This window comes from Fibrisoma limi BUZ 3, assembly GCF_000296815.2.
GTDB lineage: Bacteria > Bacteroidota > Bacteroidia > Cytophagales > Spirosomataceae > Fibrisoma > Fibrisoma limi.
Genome location: NZ_CAIT01000009.1, coordinates 1,133,217 through 1,148,796 on the forward strand (window position 1 = coordinate 1,133,217; position 15,580 = coordinate 1,148,796).

The 15,580-nt window shown below is 53.0% G+C and carries 14 protein-coding genes; 1 reads left to right on the forward strand and 13 read right to left on the reverse strand.

All coding sequences use genetic code 11. The features are described from left to right. Window positions 1-9 precede the first annotated feature (9 nt). Window positions 10-870, reverse strand: a complete 861-nt coding sequence (locus tag BN8_RS24290) for an SDR family oxidoreductase (RefSeq protein ID WP_040006828.1) — start codon at window positions 868-870, stop codon at window positions 10-12. A 351-nt stretch (window positions 871-1,221) separates the two neighbouring features. Between BN8_RS24290 and BN8_RS24295 the strand changes: the two genes are divergently transcribed. After that, window positions 1,222-2,343: a T9SS type A sorting domain-containing protein gene (locus tag BN8_RS24295; protein WP_009284598.1), complete on the forward strand. Its 1,122-nt coding sequence runs from the start codon at window positions 1,222-1,224 to the stop codon at window positions 2,341-2,343. Between the two features lie 5 nt (window positions 2,344-2,348). Here the strand turns inward: BN8_RS24295 and BN8_RS24300 are convergent, their stop codons facing one another. From BN8_RS24300 to BN8_RS24355, 12 genes are all read right to left on the reverse strand, one after another. Beyond that, window positions 2,349-3,326, reverse strand: a complete 978-nt coding sequence (locus BN8_RS24300) for a radical SAM protein (protein WP_009284599.1) — start codon at window positions 3,324-3,326, stop codon at window positions 2,349-2,351. A gap of 101 nt (window positions 3,327-3,427) precedes the next feature. Then, window positions 3,428-4,270 carry an acetyl-CoA carboxylase, carboxyltransferase subunit beta gene (accD, locus tag BN8_RS24305; RefSeq protein ID WP_009284600.1) on the reverse strand — a complete coding sequence of 281 codons (843 nt, stop codon included), beginning with the start codon at window positions 4,268-4,270 and terminating at the stop codon, window positions 3,428-3,430. A 93-nt stretch (window positions 4,271-4,363) separates the two neighbouring features. Then, window positions 4,364-5,062 (reverse strand): DNA alkylation repair protein, encoded by a 699-nt coding sequence (locus tag BN8_RS24310; RefSeq protein WP_009284601.1) that lies wholly within the window; start codon window positions 5,060-5,062, stop codon window positions 4,364-4,366. Window positions 5,063-5,147: 85 nt separating this feature from the next. Then, complete coding sequence (gene ftsZ, locus BN8_RS24315; RefSeq protein ID WP_009284602.1) at window positions 5,148-6,596, reverse strand: cell division protein FtsZ; 1,449 nt, start codon at window positions 6,594-6,596, stop codon at window positions 5,148-5,150. Window positions 6,597-6,685: 89 nt separating this feature from the next. After that, window positions 6,686-8,089, reverse strand: a complete 1,404-nt coding sequence (gene ftsA / locus BN8_RS24320; protein WP_009284603.1) for a cell division protein FtsA — start codon at window positions 8,087-8,089, stop codon at window positions 6,686-6,688. Then, window positions 8,086-8,856, reverse strand: a complete 771-nt coding sequence (locus BN8_RS24325; RefSeq protein ID WP_009284604.1) for a cell division protein FtsQ/DivIB — start codon at window positions 8,854-8,856, stop codon at window positions 8,086-8,088. The genes ftsA and BN8_RS24325 overlap by 4 nt, the downstream gene beginning before the upstream one ends. A gap of 37 nt (window positions 8,857-8,893) precedes the next feature. Continuing rightward, complete coding sequence (gene murC, locus BN8_RS24330) at window positions 8,894-10,294, reverse strand: UDP-N-acetylmuramate--L-alanine ligase (protein ID WP_009284605.1); 1,401 nt, start codon at window positions 10,292-10,294, stop codon at window positions 8,894-8,896. A gap of 83 nt (window positions 10,295-10,377) precedes the next feature. After that, window positions 10,378-11,469: an undecaprenyldiphospho-muramoylpentapeptide beta-N-acetylglucosaminyltransferase gene (gene murG, locus BN8_RS24335; RefSeq protein ID WP_009284606.1), complete on the reverse strand. Its 1,092-nt coding sequence runs from the start codon at window positions 11,467-11,469 to the stop codon at window positions 10,378-10,380. Between the two features lie 92 nt (window positions 11,470-11,561). After that, the gene (locus BN8_RS24340) at window positions 11,562-12,689 is read right to left on the reverse strand and encodes an FtsW/RodA/SpoVE family cell cycle protein (protein WP_009284607.1); all 1,128 of its coding nucleotides are present in this window, start codon (window positions 12,687-12,689) and stop codon (window positions 11,562-11,564) included. A 37-nt stretch (window positions 12,690-12,726) separates the two neighbouring features. After that, window positions 12,727-14,082 carry a UDP-N-acetylmuramoyl-L-alanine--D-glutamate ligase gene (murD, locus tag BN8_RS24345; RefSeq protein WP_009284608.1) on the reverse strand — a complete coding sequence of 452 codons (1,356 nt, stop codon included), beginning with the start codon at window positions 14,080-14,082 and terminating at the stop codon, window positions 12,727-12,729. Between the two features lie 88 nt (window positions 14,083-14,170). Continuing rightward, window positions 14,171-14,503, reverse strand: a complete 333-nt coding sequence (gene mscL / locus BN8_RS24350; RefSeq protein ID WP_009284609.1) for a large-conductance mechanosensitive channel protein MscL — start codon at window positions 14,501-14,503, stop codon at window positions 14,171-14,173. An 81-nt stretch (window positions 14,504-14,584) separates the two neighbouring features. Further along, on the reverse strand, window positions 14,585-15,544 hold the full coding sequence (locus tag BN8_RS24355) for a DUF3078 domain-containing protein (protein WP_009284610.1): 960 nt from the start codon (window positions 15,542-15,544) through the stop codon (window positions 14,585-14,587). Between the last annotated feature and the right edge of the window lie 36 nt (window positions 15,545-15,580).

The window sequence follows — 15,580 nt, forward strand, 5'->3', positions numbered from 1 at the left end:
ATGACCTGTCTATAACAAAAACAACGATTTTAAACCGTCCCTGAGCGAAGTCGGCTTTCGCCCCAATATCCTTTCCAGGTCCGTGCTTACGCCGGCTTCCTGCCCATTTTTTATGTCGGTCATAAAGTTAATGATTCGCTGTATCATGCCTTCTGGTATGCCCCGCTGCTTCATCTGGCTCTGAAAGGCAGACGCATCAACCGGTGTGTAGGTAACCGTTTTATCAGACAGGTCGGTTAAGACCGACGCTACGTCCCCGAACGAGTATGCTTGAGTGCCGGTAAAATCATAGACCTGGTTTTTACAGGGAGCATCTACCAGTACGTTAGCCATGGCTTCGCCCATCTCGGCGCGCAGGGCAAAGGCTACTTTCCCCTGACCAGCAGGCAGAAAAATACCACTATCCAGGACAGATGGTCCTAAAAAAACAGGCAGCGTATCCATGTACAAGATATTGCGAAACAGCACGTAGTCGAGTCCGCTGGCTTTGATGTAATCTTCGGTTTCAAAATGGCGGGTCATTAACCCATTGGCCAGCGAGCTGGGATCTTGCATCGATCGGCTGGAGTAAGCGATACACGATACGTTCGCTTTTTTTGCCGCATCGACCACATGGTAATGTTGCTGAAGACCGTTGTCGGCATCACCCCCTGAAATAAGCAGTACCTTTTCGATACCCTGCATGGCTCTGTCGAGCGAGTTGGTATCATCGTAGTGGCCAATGCGTAGATCAACGCCCTTCTCGACTAAGTACGCAGCTTTGTTCTCATCCCGCACGAGGGCGGCAATCTGGTCGGCGGACGTTTTTTGCAGCAGTTGTTCAATGACGGCTTTCCCCAACTGGCCGGTAGCTCCGGTTACTAAAATCATGGCTGTGTCCTGTTTTGTTTCGACAAAGGTCCGCAGCCGCAAAAGATTCGGCGTAGGTGAATCCGGGTTTGTTGTAGTCGAAACCAGGGTACGTGACGTATCGGGTACTGAATTCTGAATCAACATTCCCAATAGCAGCAAATGCGCCAACAAGGTTGGTATAAACTTCGCTCAGGCCGTCGGCTGACAGTCCGGCGTAAGCGGTTTTAAGGGATTTTCGCAGTGATACGCGTGGGTAAAACTACCGCTTAATAAATTTAGATAAGTAGCCTATTATGCAGTATATGTGTATGTGTGCTTTTCCTGTTAGGAATCTGAAAGCCAGCAATTCATCCTTCTCTCCTAGCCGTTATGAAACCCTTTACCTGTCTGTGCCTGGTGCTCATGAGCGTCCAGACATACGCTACCCATATCCTGGGTGGTTACGTTCAGGCGAAACGCATCTCTCCCACATCACTTCAATACGACATCATTGTAACGTTGTATTTAGATGAGGTTTACGGCCGGGCGGCAGCCGACGATGCAAATACCATACAGCTATGTTTTGGCGACGGCACTACGGGTACCGTCACCCGGGCTACCCGGCAGTTTGTTACTGGTCGTATTGCCAGCCTGAACGTGTACCAGATTAAGCACACCTACAACGGACCAGGTACGTTTGTCATCACAACCAACGTTCTTAATCGCACCGAGGCCCGTAATCTACCCCAGGCGGATCAGTTGCCATTTACGCTCAGTACAACGCTGTTAATTAACAATCAGCTCACCAATCAAACCCCTACCCTGGTTATACCAGAAACTAGTTTTCGACTGGCCGCCCGGCAACGCGCCACGGTTAACCTGCAGGCAACGGATGCGGAAGGTGATAGCCTGGTGTATGGGCTTGTCCGTCCGCTTACATCCACCACAATGCAGTCATGTGAACAGCGAACCGCTACTGCCTACCAGTTTCCAAACGATGCCACCCGGCAGGGTACCTACAAACTAGATAGCCGCACCGGCACCCTGGTCTGGGATGCCCCCGTTGACCCTGGCCGTTACGTTATCGTGGTCAGTATTGACGAATGGCGTAATGGCGTATCCATTAGCCGTACGATTCATGAAATTACCATGTTTGTGGAGGATAGGCCCGGTACGCCCACGCCTATACCGCCCTACGAACCTGCTATCGAAGGCATATTTAGTGGCATCGTCACGGCACTGCCCGAATATACGGATGCCGACGTAGAGGTAATCGTCTTTCCAAATCCGGTAGAGAGTCGTTTGCAGGTAGCCATCCGGAGTCGTAGGATCGTTACACCGGTTGTGCAGCTTCGGGATACCAATGGGCGTCTGATCCATGAACTGCGGTTTAGACGACCCGCCCGTCAGCATGAGCAGTTAATTGATATGGAAAGCCTCTCGGCTGGTACGTACATACTGCATACAGAGGTAAATGGCCGGTCGATAACGGAGAAAATTCTGAAGAAGTGAAGGCGTCAGAATAACTGCTTCCACATACCCTTCACCCGATTGTATTTGAGCGTACTGGGCAGGGCTTTCCACCAGTATTTGTTGATTTCAACAGCAAACGACGGCTGCATATAGCAGTTGATGGCGCAGCCTTCGCAACCGGGCAGACGACCTTCCAGGGCTACCAGTTTCTGGACCTCATCGGAGCGATAGAGATTGTACAGATTCCCATCGATAGCGAAATCTTTCAGGCCAAGATGGTAGCAGGGCAACACCAGCTTGTTTTCCGGCGAAATCACCAGCGTTGTGCTACCTGCGCGGCAAACCGGGTTGTCGACGTGGTTACCACCATCGCGACGAAGCTGGATAAATGCATCGTTGAGGTACACGTTTTTCTGCCGGCCCCACCAGGTCATCTGCTGGAGCGTTGCTTCCGAAAACTGCTCTCCGGTATCAACAGAATTGTACTCGAACACCGGGTTTAGAATAAGCACCAGGTTGTTGGGCAAACAGATTTCCTCGTGTAGTTGCTTGATCTGACCAACGTTGTGTTCAAACACGGTAAACAGTATATCCGGCCGTTCGCCGAGTTGCCGGGCAACGCCAATGGATTCCATCACCTTATCGAAGCAGGTTACACCCCGCGACCGGTCATGTTCTTCGGCAATGGGTGAGTCGAGCGAAAAGTGCAGCATATCGACCAGTCCACGTAACCGGTCAGCATACTTCGGGTAAAGTAACCCGTTGGTTGTGATGGTTGTGATAAAGCCAAGTTGCTTGGCTTCAGCCAGCAGATCGGGTAGCTGGCGGTGTAGCAGGGGCTCTCCACCGGTAAAATCAATGACCCGAACACCCAGCCGTTTCAGGTCCCGCAGGTTTTCCCGTACGTTTTCAGGGGTGACGTAGGGCGAGGGCCGCTCCCATATATCGCAAAAACTACAGGTCGCATTGCAGCGGTAGGTCACGTAGTAATTACACAGAACCGGATGGGAGACAAGGCGCATGGTGAAAGGAGAAAAGGGAGAAACGGGAGGAGGGAGGAAAGGAGAAAGGATTGCTAATAGCGTGTTCTTTCTCCTTTCCTCCCTCCTCCCGTTTCTCCTTCTTATTGCAACATCTTAAACAAGCTCGATAGCTTGTCCTTCAGGTCTTTTCGATCGACGATGAAGTCGAGGAAGCCATGTTCGAGTACAAATTCCGCGCTCTGGAACCCTTTGGGCAGGTCCGTACCGATCGTTTCGCGAATTACACGCGGCCCCGCAAAACCAATCAGCGCACCAGGCTCGGCAATGTTGAAGTCGCCGAGCATAGCATACGATGCCGTTACGCCCCCAGTAGTAGGATCGGTCAGCAACGAAACGTACGGTAGTCCAGCCTCCGACAGCAACGCCAGCTTGGCCGACGTTTTAGCCATTTGCATCAACGAGAAACCAGCTTCCATCATCCGGGCGCCACCCGACCGCGAAATCATCAGAAACGGTGTCTTATGCTGCAACGCATGGTCGATGGCGCGGGCGATCTTCTCTCCCACTACCGATCCCATTGAGCCGCCGATGAAACCAAAGTCCATACAGGCTATTGTTACGGTCGTTTCATTAATGGGACCGTACGCTGTCCGAACCGCATCTTTCAGGCCGGTTTTGTTGATGGTGGTCCGCAACCGGTCCGGGTAGGGTTTGGTATCGGTAAACTTCAGCGGGTCCGCCGACGTCATATTTTCATCCAGTTCAACGAATTCATTCTCATCGAACAGAATGGAGAAATAGGCATCGGAGCCGATTTTCTCGTGGTAGTTACAGTGGACGCAGGTGTACGCGTTCAGCTTATGCTCCCGCGTATGCATGATTTTTTTACAATTCGGACATTGGTACCACAACCCATCGGGAGCTTCCCGCTTCATTTCGGTTGGGGTCTGAATACCCTTATCTTTTCGGACGAACCAAGACATTTGCCAGCTTTCAGTTTGTGGTTTACAGCTTACGGTTCACTGACCGGATCTGTAAATGACCGGTAAAGATACTAAGAAAAAACTGTCGGGTGGTCACAGTGTGAGATAGTAACGTCGGCGAACCGGCTCGTAGCGTTCAATCGCATAGCGGAGAGCCGTTCGGGGGAGTTGCCGAATATGGTCGTGTAGAAACTCGTCGAGAGCGTCGGCGTTACGTTTACCTACTTCGCGCAGCATCCAGCCGATAGCCTTGTGAATCAGGTCATGCTTATGGCCAAGCAGCAGTTCACCAATTGCGAACGTATCGGCAAACTGCCCTTTTCGAATAAACGTGAGGGTAGATACCATCGCAATTCGCTGGCTCCAAAGATGGTCCTGAGCAGCCAGATCATACAAAAGTGATCGATCCTGCGTAAGCAACGTTTCGCCAACGATGGTCGGACACGACGAGTCGACCAGGTCCCAGTTGTTAACAAACAGACGGTTAGCGAGATAGCGCTCCAGGATTTGCTGCCGTTGCACGCTCCCCGCCCGACGTATCTGGTAGACCCAGATCAGCAACCCAACCATCCTGCACTCGTGGAAGGGGTCCTGCACCAGCATTTCGGTTTCGTTGATTGGCAACGCGACGTACTGCCGGGCCAGGGCATGCTGTTGAGGCATTGATAAGCCAAGGAATTGGTCGCCAGCCCCGTACTCGCCCGGTCTGGTTTTAAAGTATCGAGCCACAAACGACGCCCGTTCGGGCTGTTCCAACGCCAGCAGCGCTTCTTTTACCTGATCGGCGGTCATGGTATATTGGCAAAGGGCGTGGGGCTAAGGGCAAGGGGTTATTAATCCCCTTGCCCTTTGCCCCACGCCCAGAAAATTGATGACATTAGTCGTTTAGCCGCGCCCGAATGAACTCGTGTTCGGGCAGCATCGGCGTTTGATACAATTGTGTCTTATTCCGCAGATACGTCGGCGAGTCGAGGTCGTTGCTGTTGTATTGCCCCTTCACGAACATGTCAATCGTACGCTTGATCAGGTCCGCATCGTCCGGCCGCTCGTCGTCAAGAAGCTCCAGCGTATCGACATTGACCTCCGGTGTCAGGCGCTGACCATTCGACTGGTCGGGCCGGATGATCGTCTGTTCGGTGGTGTATCCGGTTTCCCAGCGTACACTCTCGCTTTGCGGACTAACCGCCACTGGCGTTGGTGCTATCGGCTCCGGTTCCACCTCCACCAGTTCCGGCTGTTCCTCTTCGACATCGAGGATATTGTCAACCGACTCGGTTTCCACCTCATCCTCCACCGGTTCGTCTTCCTTTTCCTCGGTCTCGATCGGCAGGCCCGAAGACAGCGTTTCGCCCAGGTTATTGGTTGTTTCAAACCCGGCGGCAATGATCGTTACCCGTAGTTTTTTGCCCAGTTCCTTATCCGTGATAGCACCGAACTTAAACATCCGGGCTTCGGTGCCAATTTTGTTGACGATGTATTCCGAAATGAGCGTTTGCTCGTCCAGCAGCATATCGTGCTCCGGGCTCGACGCAATGGTCAGCAGTACCCGCTTGGCCCCCCGAATATCGCGGTCGTTGAGCAGCGGTGAATTAAGCGCGGCTTCAATGGCCAGTAACGCCCGGTCTTCCCCATCAGCCTCCGCCGACCCCATCACGGACTGTCCGGCTTTATCAAGCACTTTCTTTACGTCGGCAAAGTCAGCGTTGATATCGCCCTGGGTTGTGATGATTTCGGCAATACTCTTCACCGCATTGGCCAGTACGTTATCGGCGTGGGCATAGGCTTCTTTCCACCGAAGTTTACCGTGCAGTTCAGCCAGTTTATCGTTCAGCACCACCAGTACCGTATCGCAGCTCTTCTTGAGCTTTTCGATACCCCGCATGGCCTGTTCTTTCTTGTCGGTACCTTCGTATTTGTAGGGTGCCGTCACGACTGCTACCGTCAGCAACCCCATTTCGCGAGCCACTTCGGCCACAACCGGAGCCGCACCCGTTCCCGTACCGCCCCCCATCCCGGCCGTGATGAACACCATCTTAACCGGTGGAGCCAGCAGATGCCGGATCTCCTCAATACTGGCGCGAGCGGCCTTTTCCCCTTCGTCCGCATCGGTGCCGGCCCCCAACCCATCGCCTAACTGCAGTTTAATGGGTACTGGGTTGCTCGTAAGCGCCTGTCGGTCAGTGTTGCAGACGGCAAAGTTAACGTCCTGCACACCCATCTTAAACATGTGCTTGACCGCGTTACCCCCTGCACCCCCTACACCAATTACCTTGATGATCGTGGGATTATCGTCCGGTATTTCAAATCTATATCCCTGACTATGCATATTGTCCTTGGGTGGAATCTTCTTTTTATGTCTAGAATCTGCCTGATACACGTAACCGGCCTGACAGCCGGTTCATACGGTGCGAATCATCAATAGGTGTCGGTTTCACTGCCACGAATGGGCCGGACTGCTTTCTTGAGCCAGGCCAGTAGCCCGCTGCTTTCAGGTTCTTTCTCAGGAGCTTTCTCTCGTTCGCGTTCACGCTCCCGTTCCCTTGTAGCGGTTGGAGCCGGCGGGCTATAAGCAGGCCGCATGGGCGCGGGTTCTTCATTATAGACCGAACGTCCTGGATCACTGATGAACGATATACGGTTGTCGATGGTCTTGTAGCCAGCCCACACCAGGCCGACGGCCGTTGCGTAGGCCGGATCGCCTACCAGATCGGCGCGGGGGTTTGGCTCCAGGTGTTCAGGGTAGCCAACCCGCACTTCTTCCATACCCGTCACGCGTTGGAATATCTGCTCGACACCCGGAATCAGCGCCGACCCTCCGGTCAGCACGATACCGCCAAGCAACTTTCCGTCGTAGCCCGACCGAGTGATTTCGGCCTGTACCAGGGCAGCAATTTCGCGCAGGCGGTCTTCGATGATAACCGCTACGTTTTTCAACAGTACATCTTTCGGCTTACGGTTGCTCAGGCCCGGCACTGCCACCACCTCGTTGATTTTATACTCGCCGGGGTTTGCGTTACCGAATTTCCGTTTCAACTGCTCAGCCTGCTGCGGCAGCACTTTGCAGCCACTCTGAATGTCGGACGTCACGCTGTTGCCCGCCCAGGGGAACACCGCTACGTGCCGCAATACATTCCGGTGGTAAATGGCCATTTCGGTGGTGCCACCGCCGATGTCGACAAGGGCCACGCCCGCGTATTTTTCTTCGTCCGTCAGCACGGCCAGCCCCGACGCCAGCGCCGAGAGCATCATGGTGTCCTGCGTCAGGTTATTGCGCGAAATGCACTTCCGTACATTACGGGCTGCGTTAGCCTGGGCAATAATTAACTGAAAATCGGCGCCCAGCTTAACGCCGTTACGTCCAACTGGCTGTTGTACGTTGGTTTCTCCATCGACAACAAAGTCCATTGGTAACGCATGAATTATCTCCTTGTCAGCCGGAATGGTGGTGCGGTACATATCGCTCAGCAGGTGGTCGATGTCTTCCATCTGCACCTCATCGCCCGATGAGCTACGTGTGATACTGCCGCTCGACTTCACCGACGTTACGTGCGAGCCACTGAAACTGACGTTAACGAGATGGATGTTGAGGTTCGACTGGTTGGAAGCCTCCCGAACCGCCCGCCGGATGGCCTCAACCGTGTTATTTACGTTGACGACGGACCCTTTGGCAACCCCGTCGGCCAGAAATGTTTCACCCACGCCCAGCACTTCGAGCGTTTCGTGGTCTTTATGACGTAATATACGGCCTGCTACAGCGCATACTTTCGTGCTGCCAATGTCAAGCCCCACCACTATCTTGTCATCAATGCCTGTCGTCATTCGCACACTATTTGGTTACGGTACTGCACACTTACCCGACTGTATCGCTCCCAGCCCTTCAGAGGAAGCACCTTAGTATAAAATAATTTTAGTTTCTTCAGTTTAGCGTCCAGATCGACCGGCGGTCCGAATTCGATCCGGTGTTTTCCAATCTGAGGCCACATAGTCACCTCGCCCTGGTCATTGACGGATAGTTCGGCAATCTGCGCCCGCCAGAACGTATCCTCATAAACGGCCTTCAGCAGGTTCAGCAGCGGCCGGTTTCGTTCGCTCGACAGCGACCGGTTTTTCTCAAAATAGCTACCGGTCAGAATAGGCACCCGTGCCGTGTAATTCATCGACACCGGAAAAATTCGTCCCTCTTCACTAACATACTGACCTGACACGACCCCTCCGTCGCGATACGTCATTAACCGAGCCAGCGGCCGGGGCTGCTCGACCGTCACGATCAGGTTTCCTTCCAGATCGCGGGCAATCTGACAGCTTTTCACCAGGCCATGCTGAAGTAATCGTTGCTCCAGTCGTCGAAAATCAACGTCTGAGTAATCTTTGCCGCTGATTGGATCTGCCCCCTGATTGGTCAGGTACCCCGTTACGTCGCGTCGCGTCAGAAACCGGTGTCCATCAATCTCGTTCAACCGAACAAAGACCGACTGCACCCGCTTCTGCCCGTGCCGAACTTCCGTGAAAGCGATCAATCCGAACAGCAAAAATAGCCCTCCAGCGATCACCAGCCATTTTTTGGTTGAATTAAAGGTAGAAAACATCTGGAAATAAGCTATCTGAGCATACAAATATTTTTATTTATTGGCCTTGTAACGCGCTTTTTAATGCTGGCAACAGTTGATCAATGTCTCCAGCCCCGATGGTAACAAGTAAAGATGGCTGCGTTTGCTGTACTAAATTAACCAATTCTTCTTTGGTACACTGCCGTTTCGACGGAGCCTGCACATTTTGCAGAATCAAGTCCGACGTAACGCCTTCGATCGGCAATTCACGGGCGGGGTATATGTCCAGCAAAACCACCTGATCGGCCAGCGACAGGCTCTCGGCAAAGCCATCGGCAAAGTCACGCGTTCGGGTATACAGGTGCGGCTGAAACACCGCCATTAACGTACGATCGGGATACAAGGCTTTCACCGACGACAGGAAGGCCTTCACCTCGGCAGGGTGATGTGCATAGTCATCGATCAGAACGGCCTGATCGGTTTTTAGTACGTACTCGAAACGCCGTCTGACACCCCGGTAACTGTTCAGCGCCGACCGGATAGCTCCCGGCTCAACGCCCAACTGCAACGCAACGGCACCGGCGGCCACCGCATTTTCAACATTATGAAACCCTGGCACCAGTAACTGAATATCGGAGATAACGCCCTGCGGATACACCAGGTCAAACACGAAACAGGCATTCTCGATCCGCAGGTTCTGGCTGTGATAATCGCCTTCCGTAAGCGAATACTGACGAACGGTCGCTTTTGTTTTATCCTTCAGCGATAATCCTTTCTTCATGAACAGAACGCCAGGCTCGCCGACTTGATCCGGCTCAATCTGACTCACGAACTGCCCGAATGACTCCAGAACAGCGTCGTGTGCTCCATAAATATCGAGGTGGTCGGCATCAGTCGATGTCACGATTGCCAGGTGCGGAAACAGGGTCAGAAACGAACGGTCGAACTCATCCGCTTCCACGACGCAGACCACCGACCGGATGTCGTCGGCGGGTTCGTTGAGCAGGAAGTTGGTACCGTAATTGTTGGTAATACCGCCCAGAAAAGCCGCGCAGTTTACGCCCGCATCCCGCAGGATATGCGCTATCATCGATGAGGTCGTGGTTTTACCGTGTGTTCCTGCCACCGCCACCGTTGTCATCTGCCCGGCCAGCAGGCCCAGCACCTGCGAACGCTTCTGGATGGTGAAGCCATTTTCCAGCAGAAAGACGTACTCCTTGTGATCTTTCGGTACGGCGGGCGTGTAGATCACCAATGTCTCGGCCGGATTTTCGCGAAATGCCACCGGGATTGACTCGACAGACTCCAGAAAATGAATCGCCATGCCTTCCGACTGCAGCGCGTTCGTCAGAGACGTTGGTGTTTTGTCATACCCGGCCACTTCGTATCCGTTGATGCGAAACCAGCGGGCCAGGGCACTCATGCCGATTCCCCCAATACCAAGAAAATAGATGTACTTAAACTTGTCTAAGGTCATAAGTGTGAGGGAGGAGAGGAGGAAAGGGAGGAGGAAAGGGAATACATAAACCTTCTCCTTACCTCCTCTCCTCCCTTTCCTCCTTATTTTTTCAATTTAATTACTTCTTCTGCAATTTCCCGGGCAGCATTGGGTCTGGCCAGCGTCCGGATTTGGGTACTTAGTTGTGTTCGTTTGGCGGCATCGTTGAGCAGGTTCAACGTAGTCGTTATTAATTCACTGCGGGCTGCCTGGTCCCGAACCAACAGGGCCGCATTACGTTCTACGAGGCTCATTGCGTTTTTGGTCTGGTGATCTTCCGAAGCCGCCGGAAATGGTACCAGAATGGCCGGTCGCCCGACCAGGCACAGCTCCGACACCGACAACGCTCCCGCACGGGACACCACGACGCTGGCCACGGCATAGGCCTTGTCCATGTCATAGATAAAATCGTACGCTTTCACAAGGGGCGAGTTTACAGCGGCAACGGCGGCTCTGGCCCGTTCAATGAACGCCGGTCCTGTCTGCCAGACGACCTGCACCCCTGCATCGACGAACCGTTGCAAGGCCGGCTCCATGCTTTCGTTCAAGGTACGGGCGCCCTGGCTCCCACCAATCACCAGCACTGTCGGGCGGTTACCCTCCAGGTCGAAAAGCGTCAATCCGGCGTCAAGCTGCTGGTCAGCAAACTGTATGTCTTTCCGAACCGGATTTCCCGTCATGCGGATTTTTTCGGCGGGAAAGAACGCTTCCATGCCCGGATACGCCACACAGATTCGCTCCGCCCAGCGGGCCAGCACTTTGTTGGTTAGGCCCGCGTATGAATTCTGTTCCTGGATCAGAGCCGGGATACCTTTGAGTGATGCCGCCAGCAAGAGGGGGCCGCTGGCATACCCACCCACACCAACCGCTACGTCGGGGCGGAAATCGCGCACAATTTGCTGCGCCTTGATCAGGCTCCGGCCCAGTTTTAGCGGAAAAGCCAGATTATCGAGTGTCAGTTCCCGTTTAATACCGACCACTGGTAGCCCGACGATAGAGTAGCCAGCCCGGGGCACTTTCTCCATTTCCATCTTACCTTCGGCCCCTACGAACAGAATATTCGTAGTCGGGTCCATTGCTTTCAACTCGTTGGCAATGGCTATGGCCGGGTAAATGTGGCCGCCGGTTCCACCCCCGCTAATAATTACATTCATTCGGTTTGTGGTTTGTAGTTCGTAGTTTGTGGTTAGTTGATGCGCGGGTACCTTTACTCAACCCAACTACAAACTACCCACTACGAACTAACTTAAATTTTACTTTCATCCACCTCTTCCCGACTGACACTCAGCACAATGCCTATGGCCAGGCCGGTGAAGATCAGCGACGTACCACCCATACTCAGTAACGGGAGCGGCTGTCCCGTTACCGGGGCTAAGCCGACTGCTACGCAAATACTGGCAAAGGCCTGAAACACAATACTGAATGTCAGGCCGGCCGACAGTAGCCCCCCAAACGGTCGGGTTGTTTTCTGGATGGCTTTCATGCCACGCCACAAAAACCAGAGGTAGGCCATAATGACCGGTAGGCCACCAAACAGCAGCCCGTATTCCTCAACGATGATGGCAAAAATGAAATCGGAGAATGGGTTAGGCAACGTATTCCGCTGGTGACTGTTGCCGGGCCCCTGCCCTGTCAGTCCACCGTTGGCCAGGGCGATATACGACTGCTCTACCTGATACACGATGGTGTCGGAGTCCATGAAATTTTTCATCCGGTTCGTAGCCGTACCGAGTCGTTGACCCACGGCCAGCGCAATGCCGCCAACCACGACGCAGAATACGACCATGCTCGTCAGGTAGCGCACCGGCACCCGCCCGATGTACATCAGCAGGAAGCAGGTTGCACCGAGCAGTAGCGCCGTTGACGTATTGGAGAGGATAATCAGGGCACAGATCACCCCAATCCAGATGATCAGGTTGACCAGTACGCTTGGATCATGCATAAATCGTTGGCGCTTGGCCAGCATGGCTGCCAGATTCGAGATGAGGGCCAGCTTCGCCAAGTCGGATGGCTGAAACGTCTGGTTGATGATCGGGATAGTTACCCAGCGGGATGCGTCGTTTAACGTGGAGCCTTTGAAAAACGCCCACAGCAGCAGTGGAATCGATAACCACAGCCCAAACTTTGATAATCGGGCGTAGTAGATGTAGTTGATCTTGTGCGCAAAGTACGTACAGACCAACCCCAGCATCAGCAGGGAGCCGTGCTTAAGCAGAAAGACTTCCGTGTTGCCGTCGAGTTCGCGAAACGCTTTGGTACCTGTTGCACTGTACACAACCAGCACACTCATGATAGACAGGTATAATACGATCCACCAGATTTGCCGGTCACCTTTGAGGTTGTTCCGTATCCAGTCGCGAATTGAAAAGGTCATGGTTCTATCAATAAATCGTCGCTGAATTAGCTATTCCTTACTGCTGACTATTCACCAGCGCCTGCACCGCGGCCTTGAACTGGTTGCCACGGTCTTCGTAATTTTTGAATAAATCGAAGCTGGCGCAGGCCGGCGACAGCAACACGACATCGCCCGGCTGGCCCAGCGCCAATCCTCTTGCAACAGCGTCCTGAACGCGCTGCGTTTCATAAATCACGGGCACTTTACCCTCGAAATATGCTACCAATTTATGATTATCTGCGCCCAGACACACCAGTGCTTTTACCTTCCGGCGTACCAGTTCTTCAATCTGACTGTAATCGTTGCCTTTGTCCAGCCCGCCCGCAATCCAGATCGTCGGGGACGTCATACTCGACAGGGCATAAAAGACGGAATCAACGTTGGTTGCTTTGGAATCATTGATGAACTGAACTCCGTTGATGGTACCGGCCGGTTCGAGTCGGTGTGGGGCGTTCTGAAAGGTTCGTAACCCCTCAGCGATCGCTTCGTCACCCACCCCAACTGACAATGCCGCCAGCACAGCCGCCAGCATATTGATCGCGTTGTGCGGCCCACGCAGTGGCGTTTCGTCTTGAGCGATCTGAAACGTGCGATTGTCGCACTGCGCTGTTAACTGGCCGTCGCGCAGATAGCCCCCCGGCACCGGCTGCGTCTCGAGCGAAACAGGTAGTCGACGTACTGACGGCCCGCGTTTCGTCAACCCGTCAAGAATGGGTTGGTTTTCCTGAAAGAATATGAAAGAGCTGTCCGGCTGCATGTTCTGCAAAATCCGGAATTTAGAGTCGACGTAGTTCTGAAAGTTGTACCCGTAGCGGTCGAGGTGATCCGGCGTAATATTAAGCAGAACAGCCGTGTCGAGCCGGGTTTGGTACATATCGTCCAGTTGAAAGCTGCTTAACTCAAGTACGTAGTAATCAAACGTATCATTGATAACCTGCTCGGCGAAGCTATCGCCAATGTTGCCGGCAAGTCCTACATTCAGACCGGCCGTTTTCAGCAGGTGATAAATCAGCAGCGTGGTAGTGGTTTTTCCGTTGCTACCGGTGATGCCAATCAGCCGGGCCCGGGTATAGCGAGCGGCAAATTCAATCTCCGAAATAACAGGCGTTCCCTGGTCCTTTAGTTTCTGTACCAGCGGTACCGTACCCGGAATGCCCGGACTTTTTACAACCTCGGTAGCATCCAGAATACGCTCTTCCGTATGTTGTCCTTCTTCAAACGGGATACCGGCCGCCTGTAGCGTAGTGCGGTAGTCTTCTTTCAGGCTTCCCCGATCCGACAGAAACACTTCATACCCTTTTGCCTGCCCCAGCAGGGCCGCTCCAACACCACTTTCTCCTCCACCCAGAATTACCAGTTTCTTTGCTGCCATACGTAGTTATTACCAGTAGCAAAGTAACGCATAAATAAAAAAGCCCCGGCTACAAACCGCGGCTTTTCATTCAGCTTTATCCGTCTGATTATTCTTTGGCCGCTAATGAATTCGAAAAACGAAGCCGATTGGCAGCCTTAACAATCAGAAAGATAACCCAGGCGATAACCAGAAACTGAATCAGAACATTCAGGAAATTTCCGTAGCGAATGGCCACCTCCGGCGTTGTTCCAACGGCTTCTTTCAGCACGATTTTCAACTGGCTGAAATCAATCCCCCCAATGATAAGACCCAATACCGGGTTAATAATGTCTTCGACGAGCGATGTCGTGATTTTACCAAAAGCCGCCCCGATGACGATACCAACGGCCAGATCAAGAACATTTCCCTGAGCAATAAACGTGCGAAATTCGTTAAGCATATACGGTTTGTTTAAGTGAATATTGACTTGAAAAGCTACTGAAAGTTCTTGTTAATATATGTCGAATCAATGATTTAACGTTTACTTCTCTTTCTTCCGGAACGTACTGACGTTGTACACTAATCCGACTGCCAGCGTCTGCTGGACTTGAAGATTCGTGCTGAAGTCCTCGTCGTACAGCGCAATGAAGCCAAACGTCGTAGTGAGGTACCGGTTGATTTTAGCCGTTATGAGTACGTCCAACCGGTGATCAATGGCATCAAGCTGCTGGTAGTTAGCAAAGAGTTGATATCGGGTGTTGATGCTGATGTTCTCCGAGAGATTGCGGTTCAACGAAGCCTGCAACTGCAACGCCAGCCATTCCGTTCGCACCGATCGACCCGGCTCCACGCCATAGGCCACCGCGTTCGGGTTACGAACCGGTATGCCGTTCACCTCACTGAACCGAACCTCATTGTCGGCCAGGAATGTGAATCGGGGTGCAAAGGGACTAAGCCGGACGGCAATCCACTCGTTCGGTTTAAGGGCCAATCCCCAGGCAAGCGTAAGTTGTCCGGGAGCCAGAAAATTGGAGATCTTGAACCGCTCCTGCCCGGGACCAAGCTTATCGTAGCGATACCCTGTTGTGAAAAACGAATTGAACGTCCCCGACATAAACAGGTCCAGTTTCGGTGAAATTTTATACCCTGCCACCGAATTCAGGAAAATCTGGTCGGCCGACTTCCGTGTCGTACCCGTCTGTGTGACGTACCCCAATTGAAGATCAGCCGTGTTGTCCCACGACCATCTCGCTTTTTCGTACAAAGCCCGGGCTGCAACCACAGCCCCGATAGCAAAGGAATTGGTGCCCCCACCGGTCCAGTTGCTGAATGAAGCCTGATTAAAATTGATCCCACCACTGAAGGATTTCTGCCAATACGTAGTGTCTTTCAGAACGACAGCGACTGTGTCTTTGAAGTTAGTTGTGACAACGGTAGAATCCTGCGCCATAGCAAGGCTACCGCTCGCCCAGGCAAGGAGCAGCCAGATAAACTTTTTCATGATGTAGTTGTAGCGAATGGAGGTTGAACCGTCAGC

What these genes read in the sequence shown, in the direction of transcription:
- BN8_RS24290 (WP_040006828.1), bottom strand. Translation starts at nt 870, where the DNA reads ATGATTTTAGTAACCGGAGCTACCGGCCAGTTGGGGAAAGCCGTCATT.
- BN8_RS24295 (WP_009284598.1), top strand. Translation starts at nt 1,222, where the DNA reads ATGAAACCCTTTACCTGTCTGTGCCTGGTGCTCATGAGCGTCCAGACA.
- BN8_RS24300 (WP_009284599.1), bottom strand. Translation starts at nt 3,326, where the DNA reads ATGCGCCTTGTCTCCCATCCGGTTCTGTGTAATTACTACGTGACCTAC.
- accD (WP_009284600.1), bottom strand. Translation starts at nt 4,270, where the DNA reads ATGTCTTGGTTCGTCCGAAAAGATAAGGGTATTCAGACCCCAACCGAA.
- BN8_RS24310 (WP_009284601.1), bottom strand. Translation starts at nt 5,062, where the DNA reads ATGACCGCCGATCAGGTAAAAGAAGCGCTGCTGGCGTTGGAACAGCCC.
- ftsZ (WP_009284602.1), bottom strand. Translation starts at nt 6,596, where the DNA reads ATGCATAGTCAGGGATATAGATTTGAAATACCGGACGATAATCCCACG.
- ftsA (WP_009284603.1), bottom strand. Translation starts at nt 8,089, where the DNA reads ATGACGACAGGCATTGATGACAAGATAGTGGTGGGGCTTGACATTGGC.
- BN8_RS24325 (WP_009284604.1), bottom strand. Translation starts at nt 8,856, where the DNA reads ATGTTTTCTACCTTTAATTCAACCAAAAAATGGCTGGTGATCGCTGGA.
- murC (WP_009284605.1), bottom strand. Translation starts at nt 10,294, where the DNA reads ATGACCTTAGACAAGTTTAAGTACATCTATTTTCTTGGTATTGGGGGA.
- murG (WP_009284606.1), bottom strand. Translation starts at nt 11,469, where the DNA reads ATGAATGTAATTATTAGCGGGGGTGGAACCGGCGGCCACATTTACCCG.
- BN8_RS24340 (WP_009284607.1), bottom strand. Translation starts at nt 12,689, where the DNA reads ATGACCTTTTCAATTCGCGACTGGATACGGAACAACCTCAAAGGTGAC.
- murD (WP_009284608.1), bottom strand. Translation starts at nt 14,082, where the DNA reads ATGGCAGCAAAGAAACTGGTAATTCTGGGTGGAGGAGAAAGTGGTGTT.
- mscL (WP_009284609.1), bottom strand. Translation starts at nt 14,503, where the DNA reads ATGCTTAACGAATTTCGCACGTTTATTGCTCAGGGAAATGTTCTTGAT.
- BN8_RS24355 (WP_009284610.1), bottom strand. Translation starts at nt 15,544, where the DNA reads ATGAAAAAGTTTATCTGGCTGCTCCTTGCCTGGGCGAGCGGTAGCCTT.